Origin of the sequence: Bacillus sp. FSL K6-1284, from assembly GCF_038002625.1 — a bacterium.
Taxonomy (GTDB): Bacteria; Bacillota; Bacilli; order Bacillales; family Bacillaceae; genus Bacillus; species Bacillus paralicheniformis.
This window is the reverse complement of sequence record NZ_JBBOCW010000001.1, coordinates 1,225,533-1,242,667: the sequence shown is the minus strand read 5'-3', so window position 1 is coordinate 1,242,667 and position 17,135 is coordinate 1,225,533. Positions and strand designations below refer to the sequence as shown.

Genomic DNA, 17,135 nt, shown 5'->3' with positions numbered 1-17,135 from the left:
AAAATAACCATTCTCCAAAACTGGGAAAAAACCGTATGGGCACTTGCACCCCATACGGCTATTTTTGCTTGAACTGCACAAAAAACAGCATCAAAAACGAGATGATCGCGATAGAGGCGACCCACATCCATGCCAGCGTCATATTTCCCGAATCGATCGCCAAGTATATCGCCGTAGGCACCGTCTGCGTCACCCCCGGGATGATACCCGCAAACATCAGCGTTGCGCCAAACTCGCCAAGCGCCCTCGCAAAGCTGAGCACAATCCCCGTCATGATTCCATTTGATGCGAGGGGAACGGTGACAAAGAGGAACACCCTCCACTCGCTTGCTCCATCAACCCTCGCGGCATCCTCGATATCGCGGTCGACACCCGAAAATCCTGATTTTGCTGACTGATACATTAACGGGAACGCGACAACCGCAGCAGCGATCACGGCTGCCCACCAGGTAAAAATAACCGGTGCTTGAAATACGTTTTCTATCAAGCGTCCGATCACGCTCTGCCTTCCGAAGATCACGATTAAAAAGAATCCGACAACGGTCGGCGGCAGAACGAGCGGCAGCATCATTACCGTCTCGATAACGGACTTGCCTTTAAAGTTTCTGTTCGCCAGGAGCCTCGCCGCAGCAGTTCCAAGCAAAACTGCGATGATGCCCGCTGCGACTGATACTTGAATTGAAATTTCAATCGGGGAAAAGAATTCCTCAAGCATAACGGCGGTCAGCCCTTCTTAAATCCGTACTTTTCCATTGCCTTAACGGCTTGGTCGCTTTGCAGGAATTGATAAAATTCCTCAGACTGTTCCCTGTGCTTTGTATTTTTTACAATTCCGAGCGGGTAGACAATCGGTGTATGCAGATCGCTTTTCGCCGTCTCGACAGTCTCGACCTGATCTGATGAAAGGGCGTCCGTCCGGTAAACGATTCCGGCATCCGCGTTGCCTGTTTCGATATAAGAAAGGACCTGCCTTACATCTTTGCAGTAGACGATTTTAGATTGCACTTTAGACCATACGTCAAGGTTCGTCAACGTTTCTTTTGCGTATTTTCCGGCTGGCACTGATTCGGGTTTGCCGACCGCAAGTTTTTCGATTTTGCCCTCCGCCAAATCTTTGAAGCTGTTGACATGCTGATTTTTCCCTTTCGGAACGATCAGCACCAGACTGTTTTCGACCAGCTTGACAGAGTCTTTTTTGTCAATTAACCCCTGATTAACTACTCTATTAAATTTGTCCTCGGCGGCAGAAAAAAACAATTCAGCCGGAGCGCCCTGTTCGATCTGCTGCTGCAATGCACCCGATGAACCAAAATTAAACTTTATGGAGACATTCGGATGATCTTTCTCATATACGGAGGAAAGTTCCGCTAATACATCTTTGAGACTCGCAGCCGCGGAAACCGTAATTTGAACTTTTTCAGACTTCCCCTTGGCTGATCCCCCTTTTTCCGCCTGGCAGCCGGCGAACAAAACAACCGACATCAATAAAGCCACGGCCGTCAATATTACCTTTTTCAATAGTCTCACTCCATTTTGATATGTATGTCATTAATTCGGCACTAACAACCATTTTACGTCAAACTTCATTTTTTTAAAATAGATTGTGCTCACCGCACATCATTTTGACACATGTTCGAGGCTCAACCTTCCATAGGCACATGCATGCAAGCACATACATATAATGACAGGACGTCAAATATAAAGTGTTGAGGTGAAAAAGATGTGGTATGTTCAGCCGTATCTTCCCGCCTATCCCGCCAGGCAAAACGACAAGCTGATCAAGGATCTTGAAAAAGCGGTAAACGGAGAGCACAGCGCGGTCGTCTGCTATCAAAAAATCGCCCAAAAGGCGCCGGATTCCGAAACAAAAAAGCGGATTTTAGAAATCAGACAAGATGAAATTCGCCACTTTAATGCGTTCCTAACATTTTATACGTCTCTTACCGGCCGAAAGCCTGACATTTCCATAACTGAGCCTTGTCCGGAACAGTATCGAAACGCGCTGGAGTTCGCATTTAAAGACGAACAGGAAACGGTTGATTTTTATTTGGACATCGCAGACTATGTGAAAGACCGGGCGATACGGGAGGCGTTCAAGCGGGCGGCAGCTGACGAACAAAACCATGCAGTCTGGTTTTTATACTTCTTAACAAAGAGATGATCCGCCTTGATCAATATACCCTTATAGGGTATATTTTTAAAATAGCGGACTTTTATTTTGACTAAAGAGGTGCTAAAACATTGAACGTGCTGCTTGTCGATGATGAAATCCGGATGCTCGATCTGCTGGAGCTTTATTTAGAACATTATTCGTGCACAAAAGCCGCCACCGGAAAAGAAGCCCTGGATTTAATAAAAATGAACAATTTTGATCTTGTTATTCTCGATATTATGATGCCTGAGATGGACGGATGGATGGTGTGCCAAGAGATCCACAGATTGACAAACGTTCCGATTATCATGCTCACCGCCAAAAACGGGCAGGATGACATTGTGCGCGGATTGAATTGCGGCGCAGACGATTATTTAACAAAACCGTTCAGCGAAAAAGTGCTGCTTGCCAGAATAGAAACTGTCCTGCGCAGGACCCGTCGGTTTCATGAAATCCGGTTCCGCGGTTTAATCTGGAATAAACAGCATCATACCCTGCATGTCAATCAACGGGAAATCGGCATTACGCCAAGTGAATTCGATCTGCTCGGGACGCTCTTAAACCACACGGATCAAGCGCTTTCGAGAGACCAATTGATTGAGAACATCTGGGGGTTCAACTCTGATATCGAGCCCCGCACCATCGATTCACACATGAGAAATTTGCGAAACCGATTGAAAAAAGCTGGCTTTCCGGTTGAAGATCATCTCCGGACCGTCTACGGCGTCGGCTACAAATGGACAAGCAAAGGAACCGGAGCATGAAAAAGATTTCATTTAAGCTCGCAGGTTCATTTTTCATTTTAATCCTTTTCATCGAAACCATCCTTTTTGCGGCGCTGTATACAACGATTATCAACACAAGAATAAACGAAGAAATCCGCGCGCTCCAACTAAGGGGCAACAGCCACAGAGACGTCCTCGAAAAACATTTTGACAAAAGGACGATAGACCACGTCACCCTGATGGAAACCGAAGCCCGGACAAACGTAATCATAACGGACCAAAATAGACGCGTATTGGCGCAGTCTGCCCGGGGAGACATGACGGAACACCTTCATTTCGAAGAAAAACACATCCCGAGGAAAGGGATCGTTTTATCGTCCCATTGGAATACATCAAAGTATATTTGTACGATCAGTCCGATCATGAACGGACGGGAAACGGCCGGCTACGTCTTCATGTATTTGGAGACCTCCTCGATAAAAGCCTTGGTGGCAAGCATTACGAAGCGGTTTTTCCTCAGCTTTGGCTTAACCGGCGTCTTAACTGCCGCAGCTATTCTTTGGTTCAGCCGTGTATTAGCGAAGCCGATTATTAAACTGAAGGAAGCAACCGAAAGTATCAAAAACGGTCAAGCTTCGATTCCGCTTGATATCAAACGGAACGATGAACTCGGCGAGCTCGCCGCATCAATCGAAAGCCTTTCTTCAAATCTCAGCAGGCTTCAAAAAGAACGAAACGATTTTCTGTCAAGCGTCGCTCATGAGCTGCGGACTCCGATCACATATATAAAAGGCTACACAGATGTCGCGATGAGAGATAAACTCGATCCACAAGCCAGAAATCAGTACTTGTCGATCATCAAAGAGGAAGCGGACAATTTAAACACCCTTGTTGACGATTTATTTTTGCTGACAAAACTGAAACAGCCTGGATTTCAAATCAGTAAGAAACAGGTTCACCTGCACACATTCATAAAAAAAGAAGTTCAGAAAGCGGCGGTCGCTTTTTCGGAAAAACGAATCAGCCTTTCGTTCGACATCCCGGCGGATCTTTATGTCTCAGTCGATGAAGTCCGTTTTTCACAAGTGATCTCAAATTTGCTGAACAACGCCCGCCAATACTCCGATCCTGATTCAACAGCGTCCGTCACCGCAACAAAAGCAGAGGATCAGGTCAAGATTACGATAGCGGACGAAGGCTGCGGCATTCCGGAAGAAGAACTGGATTATATTTTTGAGCGCTTTTACCGGGTCGATAAGTCGAGATCGAGACAAACCGGCGGTACCGGGCTGGGCCTGGCCATCGCGAAAGAAATCGTCGAGCTTCACGGCGGTCAGATTGCAGTAAAAAACAGAACCCCGAAAGGAAGCGAATTTATCATCACGCTGCCTTCTAATATGTAACAAATGTCGAGATGTCTGCACCAGTTTTGCACATTTCCCGGGTATACTACTCAGTAATCTGGACCAAAAAGGAGGAAAACACCATGAAATTGAAATCCGGTTTACTTTTTGTCATGCTTGTTTTCGCGCTTCCGCTCGCAGCATGCCAAAATTCCGGCTCGGGAAAGACGGACGGACATAAGGAGCATCATACGAAGAATCATTCGGAGATGAAAGAAAAAGACGCCGTTTCTCTTCCGAATGATTTCAATAAGCGAGCGGAAGAAGGGCTTCTGGTGAAAAACACAAAGAACACGACAAGACTTGACGCGAATACACCGGAAGAAATGAGCATCAAAACCTCTCAAACGATATGGCCGGCCACTCATAAACAAAACAGGCCGGGCGCAGTGATTTTAGTTTCGGGCGGATCATGGCAGGCAGCTCTTGCATCAGCTGATCTGATCCATCACCCGAATAACGGACCTGTTTTAATCGCGGAAAAAGGGAAAATCTCCGGGCAGATTCAGAATGAAATCAAGCGCTTGAACCCGACGGGCACTTCAGACGGAACGCAAATCATGGCTGTCGGAGAATTCGATTCACTTCAAGCTTTGAACTCTTTTAAAATAAAAGAGCTGAAAGGGAAGAACGAGGCTGATCTGGCAAAAGAGATTGACAAAGAATACGCGGATGCAGCCGATGAGTATCCGAAAAGCGTTATCATCGGATCATCCGAGGAAGATGCGGAACTTTATTCGCTCCCCGCTGTAAACTGGATCGCCCACATGCCTGAGCCGATCCTGTACGTGAACAAAAAAGGCATTCCCGAAGAGACGGCCGCAGCATTAAAGAAAAGGGACGGCAAAGCAAACATCTATATTCTCGGCCCTAAAAAAGCCGTTTCAGAAAAAACGGAGGATGCATTAAAGGAATATGGAACAGTCAAAAGAATTTCCGGAGATACTCCTGTCGCAAATTCGATTGCGTTTGCGAAATTCAGCGATAAAAACACCGGTTTTGGGTGGGGAATCACAGATCCGGGACACGGACTGTCCTTCGCATCAACGGCCGCGCCCGAGCTGGCGCTTGCCGGAGCGCCATTTTCCCATTTGGGAAAACACGCTCCTCTGCTTTTACTCAAAAATGGACAGGCAGACAGTACGATGTACAGCTATTTATCCGAGATCGAGCCTTCTTTTCGGGACAGACCGCAGGACGGCCCTTATAACCATGCATTCATTCTCGGATCAGAAAATGAGATTTCATTTCGAACGCAAGGCGTTCTTGATGACATATTGGAAATTAAGTCAGCGGATGGAGGACATTCCGGTCATTAAGAAACACAATGGAGGGGCTCTTACAGAAGAGCCTCTTTTTTGTACCAGATGCCGTAAAAATCAATCCATCCTTCTTCGTTAAGCACAATGCCTTGAATGGCTTCCCCCGCTTTAACGCGAATATTGTTTTGATATAGCGGAATCGTGTAAACCTCTTCTGCCAAGGCGCGGTCCGCCTCACACAGAAGGCTGATCCGCTTGGAATGTTCATCAATGAAACGAAGCTGATCCCTCATCAAGGCGGACTTCCTCTGCCATTCCCCCGGCATATGGACGTGTAAAAAGCTGTTTTCCGTTAAAAGGAGGTGTAGCCAGCTCATTTCTTCCGAACGTCCGAATGTCGCACTGTCGTGAATCAAATCGGCTTTTGCGATCACTTCTTCCTTCATGAGCTCATCCGCTTTCATATAACAAACCTCTAGTGCGATGCCGTACCGCCTGCACCTCTTTTGGATCCATGACGCATCCTCCCGGTGATCCGGTTCGGAAAACGTATAAAGCCGAAGCGGATCGCCTTTGTAATGGCCTTCCATAAGCAGCTTGCCGATGTCGTCGTCCCCGGATTCAGGCGGAAGATCCCGGTTTAGAAAGCCTCCCGCCGGAGCCGTCCGTTGTCCGGCTAATTCACTGACCATATGTGAAGGGGAAATGATTTGCCGCAAAGCCTTCCTGAACGCCTTATGCTTGAGAGGCCCCGATTTGTTTGCATTCACCGAGATGTACTGAACATTCCTTTCCTCGTGCCATTCATCGAAAACCCGACTTTGTTCTTCTTTTTCCATATAAAAACCGTAGTCGACAAGAGAAAAATTGCCATCCATATACCATAGTTCGATCCGGTCTAAAAAAGCCCGCCCTTGAAAATATCGCTCATGCGCTTCAAGCGCGAGAATCCGGTCATCCCGGCGGACAAGTCTGAAAGGACCCGTCCCGATCAACAGTCCGTCATTCTGATGGCGGTTTAAAATAGACAGCCTTTCATCGCAAAGATGATGCAAAAACAGCGAATTTTTTGCCTTTAAACAAATATCAAAACTATATTCATCCCTGACCGCAACATTTCCGATATCCTCTGCGAGCCATTTGCATTTATTTTCATCATCCAGCATAAAACGCTCAAACGAGTATTTAACATCCTCAGCTGTCAATGTTGTGCCATCATGGAAATAGATCCCTTTCCTCAAATAGAACGTCCACGTTTTTTGGTCGGCGTCACATTCCCAGTGGTGGGCAAGATGCGGCATAAAACCTCCTTCCTTTTCATTAAAACGGATCAATGTATCACATACCTGCTTAACGACATGGCTCTCTGAACGCAGATAAATACGGCACGGATCAAGACGCTTAAAATGCTCTGGCTCCATCGCGGTCATGAGCCTCAGCACATCTTTTTGCTTGCTGCCCTCCGATTCGGTCTGAAAGCCGAAAACGCGCTCAAGCCACTCTTTATATGACGGCAAAGCGTCCGGGCACGAATGCTGATATGCTTCGAGAAGGTGTCTCGCCCGGTCGATTTTACCTTCTTTCGTATCATTTTTCGCCGTTTCAAGCAGCAGTTCACAAGGTTCTTTTAAAAAGCGGATTTCTGATTTGTTTCCTCTCCCCCTTCCCCTTTTCCAAGCAATCCACTGCAAACCTTCAAGTTTCGCTAAAATCAGTTTTGCGTTCCTCGGTGTACAATACAGAATATCCGCGATTTCACTGACTGAAATCTCTTCTGCCTCCCCTTCGCTTTCGCATTTAATTCCCGCGGTAAGTTCCATGTAATGTTCGATCGATTTCATCTCCGTTATCCCCCGCTTTATAAAAGGGGAAATTTCTCCCCTGGTTTTCTGTCCTTTTTACTGATGATTTTCCATTTTACACTAATTGCACTGCTATGTTGAAGGAGGATATGAAATGAACCGTTTAAAACAAAGGTACGGTTCTCCCGTGCTGATTTGCTTCTTCGGAGAGTTCCTGACCGGAATAACGGGAGCCATGCTGGCCCCTTTCCTCCTTTTTTATCTGTATGATGTGCTTGGAACTGGCATATTGCCGGTGATGCTCGTCATCGGAGCAAGACCGCTGACCGAGGTCGCGGTGACGCTTGCCGCAGGTGGACTGACGGATCGGATCGGAAGACGGAAGGTGATCCTGGCGGCGCTCGCCTTTCAGACCGTCTCTGCCGCCGGTTTTATGATGGCAGATCACATTTGGCTGTTCGCTCTTTTTTATGTGCTGAACGGCATTGGGGGAGCTTTGTACATCCCTGCGCAGCGGGCCCAAATAACGGACAGCACCGAAAGCGGGCGTCGCTCTGAAGCGTTCGCTGTCCTTCATGCCATTGAAGGGTTGGGCGCAGCGGTCGGTCCGGCCGCCGGACTTGCAGTCTATTCCTATCAGCCAAGCCTGATGTTCGGCTTTCAGGCATGTGCGTTTTTTCTCTATTGGCTTGCTGTTTATTTTAAAATGCCCGAGGTATGGCGGTCAAAAAGGCAAAAGGAGATTTTGGAGAGGGAAAAACTTCTTTCCGCAAAAAAGGTATTTTTTCAGCACCGTCCGGTTCTGTCCTTGATGTTCTTGTCGGTCCCCGTCAGCCTGTTCTATGCTCAACTGGAGTCAAACTACCGCCTTTATCTCGAAACTCTTTTTGAAGATTTCCTATTCATCTTGACTGTTTATACAGTGTGCCGCGCCCTTCTTAGCATTACGATGCAAATTCCGCTTGTCAAATGGACGGAAGGACTGAACATCCAAACGGTCGTTTCCATATCATATGTATGCTACGCTGTGGCAGCGATTGGTTTCGCTTTTTCATCATCGATCTTTTGGCTGCTCTCGACTGCCGTTTTATTTACGGCGGCAGAAAGCATGCTGCTGAATCACATGCAAACCTTTGTCTCGCGCCTTGCTCCCGATCATATGCGGGGCAGATATTTTGCATTTTTCGGCCTGCATTGGGATATTTCCCGGACAATCGGTCCTTTTTTAGGCGGGATGATGTTCATCAAGTTCGGCGGGGCAGCGCTATTTCTTGCTATTGCAGGAATCGTGGCTGCCGGCGGAATTGCACAATACCGAACAGTATTAACATTATCTTCCTGGCTAAGAAAAAACTAATTCTTTATAGTACCTGGTACTAGAACAAAGTGCTATAATAGAAACAGTTTTTATTCGGGAGGCAAGGAGGCATTATGATTACATTAAAAAAACAAACGATCGGCGGGCTTTTAAAATCAACCGCCGGCCGGTTTCCGAATCATGAAGCGGTTGTATATTCTGAGCTCGATTTAAGATATTCGTATCAGGAGCTTGTTGAAGAAACCTCTAAAATTGCAAAAGGGCTGCTCGCGCTCGGCATTCAAAAAGGAGAGCATGTCGCCATCTGGGCATCCAATATACCGGAATGGATTCTGCTCCAGTTTGCGACGGCAAGAATCGGCGCTGTGCTCGTCACCGTCAATACAAGCTATCAGGCGAGAGAACTTGAGTACTTATTGGAACATTCCGATTCCACCACCCTCTTTCTAATGGACGGCTACAAAGGGACATCCTATATCGATATGGTCGACGAGATCATGAAAAATCCGGAAAAGCTGCCGAAGCTGAAAAATCTCGTCTACCTTGGCAAGAATAAAGTCCCTGAACATATGACGGCTTTTGCCGACATCGCCAAACTGGGCGAAACGGTCTCTGATGCCGACCTTTTCGAAAGAGAGCAATCACTCACACACGATGATGTGATCAATATGCAGTATACGTCGGGAACAACAGGCTTTCCAAAAGGTGTGATGCTGACTCACTACAATATCGTCAATAATGCGGCGATCGTTGCCGACAGAATGGGGCTGACGAGCGAAGACAGGCTGTGCATTCCGGTTCCTCTGTTTCACTGCTTCGGCTGTGTGCTAAGCACGCTTGCCTGTGTCGCGTCAGGCGCGGCCATGCTGCCGATCATCGAATTCAAACCGGACATCGTCCTGCAAACGGTCGAAAAAGAGCGATGTACAGGACTGCAGGGTGTGCCGACAATGTTTATCGCCGAGCTCACCCACCCCGATTTTGCAAACTATGACCTATCTTCATTGCGGACCGGGATCATGGCAGGCTCCCCGTGTCCTAAAGAAGTGATGAAAAAAGTGATGAAGCAAATGAATATGACGGATATCACAATCGCATACGGACAAACGGAGTCTTCACCCGTGATTACGCAGACAACGGTCACCGACACGATCGAACGCCGCGTTGAAACCGTCGGTAAAGTGCATCCGCATGTAGAAATGAAAATTGTGGATCCTGACACGGGGGAAACGCTCGGCCCGGACGAGCAAGGTGAACTGTGCACAAGAGGATACCTCGTCATGAAGGGATACTATAAAATGGACGAAGCCACCAAAAAGGTCATTGATGAAGACGGCTGGCTCCATACCGGCGATTTGGCCGAAATGGACCGGGACGGATACGTGAGGATTACCGGCCGCTTAAAAGATATGATCGTCCGCGGCGGTGAAAACATATACCCGCGTGAAATAGAGGAATTCCTTTATGAACATGAGGATATTGTCGATGTACAGGTTGTCGGCGTTCCTGATGAAAAATACGGGGAAAAAACGGCGGCCTTTATTAAATGCAAACCGGGCAAAAAGCTGACGCTTGAAGATGTCAGAGATTTTTGCAAAGGACAGCTTTCATATTACAAAATTCCGGAGTACGTATTTCTGATCGACGAATACCCGCTGACCGCTTCCGGAAAAGTCCAAAAGTATGTGCTTCGCGACCGCGCAGAAGAGCTGCTTGCAAGCCCTGTGCAGTAAACAAAAAGCCGAAAATACCAAACGTATTTTCGGCTTTTTGCTGTTTAAAATACTTTTTTACGGTCGCGCTCTTCCTTCAAAATTTCGACAGCTTCGCGAAAGCGCTGTGAATGAACGATTTCCCTTTCCCGTAAAAACGCCAGCCCGTCATTTAAATCCGGATCATCCGACATGTCAATCAGCCATTGATACGTAGCCCTCGCTTTTTCCTCAGCCGCTATATCTTCATATAAATCGGCAATCGGATCGCCTTTTGCCTGGATGTATGTAGCGGTGAACGGGACGCCGGCAGCGTTATGGTAAAACAGGGCTTTGTCATGGTCTGCGTAATGATCGCCGAGCCCGGCTTCCTTCATCTGTTCGGGTGTCGCGTCTTTTGTTAATTTATATACCATCGTCGCAATCATTTCAAGGTGAGCAAACTCTTCCGTACCGATGTCCGTCAGCAGTCCGACGACTTTGTCAGGTATGCTGTAGCGCTGGTTCAAATAGCGAAGCGCCGCAGCCAATTCGCCGTCCGCTCCGCCGTATTGCTCAATCAAAAATTTGGCAAGTCTCGGATTGCATTCTCTCACCCTCACAGGATACTGCAGTTTTTTCTCATAAAGCCACATGAACCTGACTCCCTTCCTCTATTAAACTTGCCACGGCCAGGGACTTTTTTTCCAGCTCCAATAGGATTCCGTCTGATCCGGGCTCCCTTGCGTCAAAGGGCCGTATTTTGATTCAAACTTCGCTTTCAGTTTTCTTGAATATCCGGCATACTGGTTGTATTGTTTGATGGCATCGGTATCATCGGGATGTGTGTCAAGGTACAGCATCAGCTCGATCAGGACAAAATCGACCGCCTGAATCTCATGAAGCCTTTGATAGTAGTCTTGCGGCAAAGTGTGTGTCATCCCCCCTTACCTCCGATCTCATACGGATTTTCATAAGGATCGTAAAACACGGGCCAAAGCGTCCCTTTTTGCAGCGCCTCCATCGGGGAAAACTGCGGAAGGCCGCGGGGCTGAAATCCTAGATATAGATTTGGAGGGGTTCTGTAGTATCTTTTGCCGATCGGGGGACACGGATCAAAAGCGCTGTGAAACGGACGATACGATTTAACTGTGGTGAATGTTTCCTTGGTGTGCTTCACATGGTTCACCTCTATTTGTGATCGAATCTAATTTAATGTATTCATATGTTCCATCTGTTATGTTCAAAAATGAACGATCAGTTTTTCTTATTAATCTTTTAAATAAATTCGTATTTTACCAATCACTAAAATTATTATATAGTGATATATAGAAATACTTTACTTAGTGAACAAAATGATTGCAGTAATCAGGAAGAAGGTTTTTCATTTGAGGGAAAAAAGAGATTTCCTTCGGGATATATTATTGATATTAATCAGCAGTTTTGGGGGATTTCTTCTCTCTTTGACCGGCATGACGATCGGCTGGATGGTCGGCACAATGACAGCAGCCGCTTGTCTGTCGCTGTTTCGCCCGTCACCGTTAAAGGCTGCTGTCAGACAAAACGGCATCCATCATGGATGGCTTCAGTTCGGCCAAATGCTATTGGGAATTGAGCTCGGCCAGAAAATCAACATGTCCGTGATTTCGATTTTTAAGGAAAATTGGCTGATTGTCGGCGTCATGCTCCTCCTTTCCGTCGTGTTCGCCATGCTGTCGGGCTTTGTCTTATGGAGGTTCAGCAAGACCGATATGCTGACGAGTTTTGTGGGAACGGCCCCCGGCGGGCTTTCCGCGATGCCGGGCATCGCTCAGGAAGTGGGAGCGAACACGGCAATCGTCAGTCTCGTGCAGATGATACGTGTGCTTCTGGTCGTCATGACCATTCCTTTTTTCGTTTTTTTCATAAATGCGAAGCAGCCTGACGCCCATACTGCCGGCAGCCAAGTGATCGCCGCGGGAACATCGGCTTTTGAAGCGCCTCATATCGCATGGACTGCGCTGATCATGCTGGGCGGATTCGGGGTATGCAAAGCGATGAAAGCATTGCGGTTTCCGGCGCCATGGCTGCTCGGAAGCATGACCGGTGCGGCCGTTCTGCAAATCGCAGGCGCTTCAATGACCGGGCTCAGCGCAACAGCCTGGTGGCCCCACGGCTTTTCAGTGCTGTCGCAAATTTGTCTCGGCGCGACGATCGGTTCAAAAATCAGCAAAGAAATGTTTATCGGCGTCAGAAAAACGCTGATCGTCGCACTTGCCAGCTCTGTCGGACTGATCATTGCGATGATTTTAAGCGCCGCCGTCACCGCTAAAGCGGCAGGCATTTCCCTGACAACGGCCATATTGGCGTTTGCTCCGGGGGGAATCGCGGAAATGGCGACAACATCTGTCACGCTTCACGCCGACTCTACGTTCGTCGTCGCCGTCCAAGTGTTGCGGGTGGTGCTCGTGATCGCGATGCTTCCTCCATTCTTCCGATTGCTTCAGCAAAAGTCGGAAAAATATTCACACCCCCGCATGAAAAAAGTCCGAGCTGAAGGCTGATCCCTTCGCTCGGGCTTTATTTTTTTATTCAAATTCCGGCAGCCAGTCGCCGTGTGCTTCGATCAATTCATCGCACATGCTTACAATATCATCCATCGATAACTCCGCAGCTGTATGCGGATCAAGCAATGCAGCTAGGACTTCTCTAGATGCGGCTGCTGTTCCTGAAGCTGCTTATCTGAATCCTTGCCTCATCAGACATTACTTCCCAAAACATCAGAGGTTGAACACATAGATTAACTTAGATTCTAACATCCTTGACATAGCCTCAAACCCACCAAACCCAAAGGAAAAAATTATTAATTGGATTAATAGTCTATTCAATTTATGGATTCAAAATAAGACATGGAACTATTGGCAATTGAAATTTTAATAGAGCAGACAGTAGCCTGCTCTATTAGTTGTTTTTTTCTGTATGTTTTTCATAGTTGCCTTATATAGCCGTCGTGAAACGATATATGCTACATTTATTAGCAAATACAAAATAAACAAAAATAAAGATACTAAGAATACACCATGATTCCGTATAACAATCTCCTGAGAATTCATTGAATAAATCAATACATATAGATAAAAAACACAAAACATCAACAAAGCTTCAATAATAAAATTGAGAAATCTCCTTTTTTTCAATAAAATCTGAGAAAACACTACGTCTACAATCCCTACGACTACCACAGTGAGAACAAAAAACTTGAATAAAACGATCACAGAATCAAAAGTACCTTTTGTATTGATTGACACATCTGGTGCCAAAGCCACCAATTTAAAGACTCCGAAGAATATCAGAAAAGGGGAAGAAATAAGAAATACACACATAAGAAGAACAACCAAAATTGAAAAAATATGATCCTCAATAGAGTAGTTTTTTCCTTTATTTTTTTCACCCATTTATGACTATTCCTCTCTTTTTGTTGTAATTTAAATATACAATTTTGTTATAAAATTTGACCCAAGTTCAATCACCATAAGTAGTGGTGAAGAGGTATTCAAGGCCATAGCCACGTTTATCATGCCATAATTTTAAATATTTTAGAGCTTATGTGTTGTTCATATCCTCCAATCCTTTACCTTTATCCGAAGAAAAATCCGCCCCGTTGCTGGAGGAGCGGATATTCAATATTTGTTCCGAGTATTCGTTTTAACCGACCATCTTTTCAGCAATCTGCATGTCGCCGGATGGCGAATGAGTTTCTGCCGCAAACCATCCCGAACATACGACGGCAGCAATCGCAGCAACAATGAACAGTTTTTTCATCACATTCCCTCCACTTTTTTCATTTTTTCTTCCGCTTTAATCGCTTCCAAAAAGAAATGTGCGGCCTCTTTATAAAGAGACTTTGATCTGTAAACATTGGCCGTTAAGAGAGATAGTTCTCTGGCACTGTCGTATTGCTTTGCTTGAAAGAGGATTTCTATGTTGTCTTTGCAGTCTTTAACCGCCTGTTCACCACATCCAGCATAAGCCGCATATAAAAGATCGATTTTAGCGTCAAATATTTCATTCGCCGCAGATTGCGACCTTTCCTTCCCTTCTTTGTAAAAGGCTGCGGCGCGTTCATAGTCTCCGGTTTTAAACAGCTCTTTGATCATTAAAAACACGACATTGAAATAATAATCCGATGCAGCATATGCATGATCATTCAAAACGATGTCCAAAAATTGAATGCTCTTGTCCGATTTGTCCATCGCCGCATAAAGCAAGGCAAAATTATGAAGGAGCTGCATTTCTTTAAAATGGTCGCCGGCTTTTCTGACAGTATGGATTGCTTCTGTTAAATATTCTTCCGCCTCTGTATATTTCCCCATCTCGGTATAATTTCCGGCCATTGTAATATAAGTTGAGACAAGGTTCATGTCATGGTCGCCATGTCCTTTGAAAATTTCCATCGCCTGCCGGGTATGGTTTAAAGAGACGATATTCTGGCCCAAGTAATAGTAGAGCTTTCCGACTTTATCGTGAAATTGGGCAACTTCAATTTCATCATGTACATGAGCAAGCTTCTTCTCGGCAATTTTATAGAAGCTGATTGCCTGCTCATAATTTTTTTTATACACTTCATAAGCTCCTGAAAACAGGTAGTAGTAATAGGATGTCATATGTGATGCAGCACTGTCGCCGGCCGATACGTCGTGCTGCTCTATCTTTTTGCCTCTCGAATCGTAGAGCATAATTTTATGCCGCAGTTCCAGCAGGGAATAATAGATCAAAACTTCCTGATCTTCCTCCATGTCTGCCAGCAGTGGTTTGATTTGTTCAAACAGCCTGATCGACTGTTCAGCATCGCTTCTTCTAATGGCGCGGTACCATGTATTGAGCATGTTGGCGACTTCTTCCGCGGCGATTTTGTTCATATGGAGCTCCTTTCTGCCGATATTCAATTTTTTTGTATTTTATTCATTTCTTATCATACTATATTTTTCCCCTTATATAAATTAATAGTAATAGTTCATTTTGCACAGTTTTTTTGAATCCTCCGCTATTTCCGCTCCTTCATTAGGTCAAATGACTCTTCAAGAGATAAGAAACCGGGACTGATCAGACAGCAAAAAGCACCCTTGCTGAAAGGGTGCTTTCATTGCTTTAATATAAATACGAACTTATCTAGGCATAAGCGAGGGTTTCGCTTGATGAATGATAATATTTCCTCATCGCATATGAAGAACACGGATCGAGAACATAAACCATTGGTTTATAACAGAATGTCTGACCCGGGAGCACTTTTCCGTTTCCTCCAGCTGAGCTGCCGGCTTAGTTCTTTCCCGCCTTGTTTCTTTTCACATATGCATTTGCCTCCAAGCTGAGCGCGCTGCTTTGTCGCGTCATTTTAGCCCATGCTGTTTTGCAGACGCAGCCGAATTTTAATACCGCGATCCCGAATTGTTTATTATTTGCATCTATCAGTCTGGCTGTCGCCTTTGTTATGCTGCTTGAATCACAATTACAGTGAAGAAGTCATAAGCTTTTACTGACTAATGATTTTTAGCTGCTTTATCAACAAAGGGCAAATTACTTTCATCTATTAAATATGTTGCAATCAATGCGATGACTAACAGAGCTGCTGCAAAATAAAATCCTATATTCATACTTCCTGTAGCGTCTGTAAGCCAGCCCGTAATATACGGAGCTAAAATGGAACCTAACATTCCAACAAAGTTGTAGAATCCAAATGCTGTACTTAATGATTGCTTTGGTGCATTATTAGCTACAACCGCAATTAAAACGGGATTAACGCTAATTTTCCCTACAATTCCATACACAATTAGTGTCATATACAGAATTGGTAAGCTATCAAAGTAAACAATTGCAGCTGTTGATAAAATACCAAACGGTAACATCATAAGCAATACTGGTTTACGCCGGCCTAGCTTATCTGACAGCCAACTAAAAAATAATGAACCTGGAATCGCGGCCCACGGAACAAGTGATGCAACAAAGGCGATATTTCCTCCGGTTAAACCGCGTGCTGTTTCTAAATAGTATGGCAACCAAGTAATAATCATAAAGAATCCGTAAATAGAGCAGAAAATAATAATATAAGCCAAAATTAAGTTTCTATTAAATAAAGATGAAAACTTAAACGGTTCAGCGGTGCCTTTAACCTCTTTATCATTTTTGGGCTTGTCTTTAATTACAATTGCCATTGCAATACCAATAAGTACAACCGGCACTCCGATGATAAAAAATGGAATTCTCCATTCGAATCCCCATTCTCCTACAACATAACTGGAGATATAATAGCCAATTGAAGTACCGAAAGCCATCCCTGCATTAATTACAGCACTACCTAATGTTAAACGGTTCTTCGGGATCATTTCGGATGATATTCCATATTGCGGCCCATAATATACCCCCTGAGCCATACCAACCATAAGCCATGCAGAGATAAATAGAAAAAATGTAGGCATCATACCTGTAACTGCTGCTAGCGACCCAAATAGAATAACACCCGGAACCAACACTCGTTTTTTTCCAATTTTATCTCCTAATATTCCTGCAGGAACGTTCATACTTGCATAACCGATGAAAAATATACTCATAATTAAGCCAAGTTGTGCCTTGCTTAATGAAAACGCTGATTCAATATCCCCCATAATCGGGTTTAATATTGTTCGCGTTGCATAAAGAGCTACCCAACCGAAGAAAAATACGATAACAACTTTAACCCAATAGGGAATCAGTGGTTGTTTTCCTTTACCTTCAACTGATCCCGTCTCTTTTGTCATCCAACTTCCTCC

General features: G+C 45.3%; 16 protein-coding genes and 1 pseudogene. 7 read left to right on the top strand and 10 right to left on the bottom strand.

The genetic code is table 11. The annotated features are described in order from the left end of the window. Positions 1-58 precede the first annotated feature (58 nt). Both modB and modA read right to left on the bottom strand, forming a co-directional pair. Entirely contained in the window at positions 59-715 is a 657-nt protein-coding gene (modB, locus tag MHB72_RS06325) for a molybdate ABC transporter permease subunit (RefSeq protein ID WP_025811698.1), read from the bottom strand. Positions 716-723: 8 nt separating this feature from the next. Further along, on the bottom strand, positions 724-1,482 hold the full coding sequence (modA, locus tag MHB72_RS06320) for a molybdate ABC transporter substrate-binding protein (protein ID WP_445684629.1): 759 nt from the start codon (positions 1,480-1,482) through the stop codon (positions 724-726). A gap of 238 nt (positions 1,483-1,720) precedes the next feature. Between modA and MHB72_RS06315 the strand changes: the two genes are divergently transcribed. From MHB72_RS06315 to MHB72_RS06300, 4 genes are all read left to right on the top strand, one after another. Beyond that, entirely contained in the window at positions 1,721-2,161 is a 441-nt protein-coding gene (locus MHB72_RS06315) for a ferritin-like domain-containing protein (RefSeq protein WP_020450867.1), read from the top strand. 113 nt (positions 2,162-2,274) lie between these two features. Beyond that, a complete protein-coding gene (locus MHB72_RS06310; protein WP_254122219.1) occupies positions 2,275-2,916 on the top strand; it encodes a response regulator transcription factor in 642 nt (213 codons plus the stop codon). Next, the gene (locus tag MHB72_RS06305) at positions 2,913-4,280 is read left to right on the top strand and encodes a sensor histidine kinase (protein ID WP_216921036.1); all 1,368 of its coding nucleotides are present in this window, start codon (positions 2,913-2,915) and stop codon (positions 4,278-4,280) included. The genes MHB72_RS06310 and MHB72_RS06305 overlap by 4 nt, the downstream gene beginning before the upstream one ends. 83 nt (positions 4,281-4,363) lie before the next feature. Beyond that, complete coding sequence (locus MHB72_RS06300) at positions 4,364-5,599, top strand: cell wall-binding repeat-containing protein (protein ID WP_043054266.1); 1,236 nt, start codon at positions 4,364-4,366, stop codon at positions 5,597-5,599. A 20-nt stretch (positions 5,600-5,619) separates the two neighbouring features. On the opposite strand, the gene MHB72_RS06295 is transcribed toward MHB72_RS06300, so the two are convergent. Continuing rightward, the gene (locus MHB72_RS06295) at positions 5,620-7,383 is read right to left on the bottom strand and encodes an ABC transporter substrate-binding protein (protein ID WP_025808275.1); all 1,764 of its coding nucleotides are present in this window, start codon (positions 7,381-7,383) and stop codon (positions 5,620-5,622) included. A gap of 115 nt (positions 7,384-7,498) precedes the next feature. On the opposite strand from MHB72_RS06295, the gene MHB72_RS06290 reads away from it, so the two are divergent. Next, on the top strand, positions 7,499-8,701 hold the full coding sequence (locus MHB72_RS06290; protein WP_216921033.1) for an MDR family MFS transporter: 1,203 nt from the start codon (positions 7,499-7,501) through the stop codon (positions 8,699-8,701). Positions 8,702-8,775: 74 nt separating this feature from the next. Then, a complete protein-coding gene (locus MHB72_RS06285; protein ID WP_020450861.1) occupies positions 8,776-10,395 on the top strand; it encodes an AMP-binding protein in 1,620 nt (539 codons plus the stop codon). A 44-nt stretch (positions 10,396-10,439) separates the two neighbouring features. On the opposite strand, the gene MHB72_RS06280 is transcribed toward MHB72_RS06285, so the two are convergent. Genes MHB72_RS06280 through MHB72_RS06270 form a run of 3 tightly spaced genes read right to left on the bottom strand, consistent with a single transcriptional unit; the run spans position 10,440 to position 11,533 of the window. Next, a complete protein-coding gene (locus tag MHB72_RS06280; protein WP_003180413.1) occupies positions 10,440-11,009 on the bottom strand; it encodes a manganese catalase family protein in 570 nt (189 codons plus the stop codon). A gap of 21 nt (positions 11,010-11,030) precedes the next feature. Next, positions 11,031-11,294, bottom strand: a complete 264-nt coding sequence (locus MHB72_RS06275) for a spore coat protein CotJB (protein WP_216921031.1) — start codon at positions 11,292-11,294, stop codon at positions 11,031-11,033. Next, positions 11,291-11,533: a spore coat associated protein CotJA gene (locus MHB72_RS06270; RefSeq protein ID WP_216921029.1), complete on the bottom strand. Its 243-nt coding sequence runs from the start codon at positions 11,531-11,533 to the stop codon at positions 11,291-11,293. Before MHB72_RS06270 ends, MHB72_RS06275 begins: the two co-directional genes overlap by 4 nt. A gap of 208 nt (positions 11,534-11,741) precedes the next feature. Here MHB72_RS06270 and MHB72_RS06265 point away from each other — a divergent pair, with 208 nt between their 5' ends. Beyond that, the gene (locus MHB72_RS06265; RefSeq protein WP_195536155.1) at positions 11,742-12,896 is read left to right on the top strand and encodes an AbrB family transcriptional regulator; all 1,155 of its coding nucleotides are present in this window, start codon (positions 11,742-11,744) and stop codon (positions 12,894-12,896) included. A 24-nt stretch (positions 12,897-12,920) separates the two neighbouring features. Here the strand turns inward: MHB72_RS06265 and MHB72_RS06260 are convergent. From MHB72_RS06260 to MHB72_RS06240, 4 genes and pseudogenes are all read right to left on the bottom strand, one after another. Continuing rightward, positions 12,921-13,031: pseudogene (locus tag MHB72_RS06260) on the bottom strand (hypothetical protein); the annotation flags it as partial. Between the two features lie 1,006 nt (positions 13,032-14,037). Beyond that, complete coding sequence (locus MHB72_RS06250) at positions 14,038-14,154, bottom strand: hypothetical protein (RefSeq protein WP_020450851.1); 117 nt, start codon at positions 14,152-14,154, stop codon at positions 14,038-14,040. Then, positions 14,154-15,251: a Rap family tetratricopeptide repeat protein gene (locus tag MHB72_RS06245; protein WP_025811723.1), complete on the bottom strand. Its 1,098-nt coding sequence runs from the start codon at positions 15,249-15,251 to the stop codon at positions 14,154-14,156. Before MHB72_RS06245 ends, MHB72_RS06250 begins: the two co-directional genes overlap by 1 nt. A 618-nt stretch (positions 15,252-15,869) precedes the next feature. Next, the gene (locus MHB72_RS06240; RefSeq protein WP_216921027.1) at positions 15,870-17,123 is read right to left on the bottom strand and encodes an MFS transporter; all 1,254 of its coding nucleotides are present in this window, start codon (positions 17,121-17,123) and stop codon (positions 15,870-15,872) included. Positions 17,124-17,135 lie beyond the last annotated feature (12 nt).

What these genes read in the sequence shown, in the direction of transcription:
- MHB72_RS06290 (WP_216921033.1), top strand. Translation starts at nt 7,499, where the DNA reads ATGAACCGTTTAAAACAAAGGTACGGTTCTCCCGTGCTGATTTGCTTC.
- MHB72_RS06285 (WP_020450861.1), top strand. Translation starts at nt 8,776, where the DNA reads ATGATTACATTAAAAAAACAAACGATCGGCGGGCTTTTAAAATCAACC.
- modA (WP_445684629.1), bottom strand. Translation starts at nt 1,482, where the DNA reads ATGTCGGTTGTTTTGTTCGCCGGCTGCCAGGCGGAAAAAGGGGGATCA.
- MHB72_RS06315 (WP_020450867.1), top strand. Translation starts at nt 1,721, where the DNA reads ATGTGGTATGTTCAGCCGTATCTTCCCGCCTATCCCGCCAGGCAAAAC.
- MHB72_RS06280 (WP_003180413.1), bottom strand. Translation starts at nt 11,009, where the DNA reads ATGTGGCTTTATGAGAAAAAACTGCAGTATCCTGTGAGGGTGAGAGAA.
- MHB72_RS06275 (WP_216921031.1), bottom strand. Translation starts at nt 11,294, where the DNA reads ATGACACACACTTTGCCGCAAGACTACTATCAAAGGCTTCATGAGATT.
- MHB72_RS06300 (WP_043054266.1), top strand. Translation starts at nt 4,364, where the DNA reads ATGAAATTGAAATCCGGTTTACTTTTTGTCATGCTTGTTTTCGCGCTT.
- MHB72_RS06240 (WP_216921027.1), bottom strand. Translation starts at nt 17,123, where the DNA reads ATGACAAAAGAGACGGGATCAGTTGAAGGTAAAGGAAAACAACCACTG.
- MHB72_RS06305 (WP_216921036.1), top strand. Translation starts at nt 2,913, where the DNA reads ATGAAAAAGATTTCATTTAAGCTCGCAGGTTCATTTTTCATTTTAATC.
- modB (WP_025811698.1), bottom strand. Translation starts at nt 715, where the DNA reads ATGCTTGAGGAATTCTTTTCCCCGATTGAAATTTCAATTCAAGTATCA.
- MHB72_RS06310 (WP_254122219.1), top strand. Translation starts at nt 2,275, where the DNA reads ATGCTCGATCTGCTGGAGCTTTATTTAGAACATTATTCGTGCACAAAA.
- MHB72_RS06295 (WP_025808275.1), bottom strand. Translation starts at nt 7,383, where the DNA reads ATGAAATCGATCGAACATTACATGGAACTTACCGCGGGAATTAAATGC.
- MHB72_RS06250 (WP_020450851.1), bottom strand. Translation starts at nt 14,154, where the DNA reads ATGAAAAAACTGTTCATTGTTGCTGCGATTGCTGCCGTCGTATGTTCG.
- MHB72_RS06245 (WP_025811723.1), bottom strand. Translation starts at nt 15,251, where the DNA reads ATGAACAAAATCGCCGCGGAAGAAGTCGCCAACATGCTCAATACATGG.